Annotated in this window: 1 protein-coding gene; it reads right to left on the bottom strand. The window is 56.3% G+C overall.

Annotated features, from left to right (window positions below):
- Positions 1-602: two-component system response regulator VirG (gene virG / locus NKH49_RS34835; protein ID WP_352443318.1), on the bottom strand; the 602-nt coding region annotated here is incomplete at its 3' end.
- Positions 603-604: the final 2 nt, after the last annotated feature.

The following is a 604-nucleotide window of genomic DNA, read 5'->3' as shown; positions in this document are numbered from 1 at the left end:
GCGCCACGGGATGTTTTGACCAGGCGAGGGTTGGCCGCATCAGCCTCCAGCTTTCGGCGCAAGCGCATGATTAGGACATCGATACTTCGATCGTACACCTCTTCTCCACGCACACGGCTCGCGAGCAAAAGCCGTTCTCTGGATAGCACGTTGCGGGGGTTCTCCAGAAATGCGATCAAGAGATTGAACTCACATGCGGTAAGCTTGACCTCGCCACGCTCCGCACAGATCAGTCGCCGCTGCTTCACGCTGAGCTTCCAGGCCCCAAAGCGAAATGAGCGCTGCTCTCTGGTTCGCGGACTAGAAATGCGCTGGCGTAGCGCTACTCGAATGCGGGCCAAGAATTCGCGCATCCCGAAAGGCTTGGGAATGAAATCGGTTGCGCCGAGCTCCAGTGCAACCACTTTTTCCGCCTCATCAAGCCGGTCGCCGCTGATCACTATGATAGGAACATCCGATTTTGTCGCCAGATTGCGGACGATCGCAAGTCCATCCTCCCGGCCTAGGTTAAGGTCAACAACCACGAGATCGACTGGCTCACGTGAAAGAACATAGTCAAACTGCTTGCTATCGTGGACTGCGGTTACCTTCAGGGCATGCATCG

It is taken from the genome of Mesorhizobium sp. M1088 (assembly GCF_040318575.1).
Lineage (GTDB): Bacteria > Pseudomonadota > Alphaproteobacteria > Rhizobiales > Rhizobiaceae > Mesorhizobium.
Note: the sequence above shows the minus strand (reverse complement) of the source record. Positions and strands in the feature narration are given on the sequence as shown.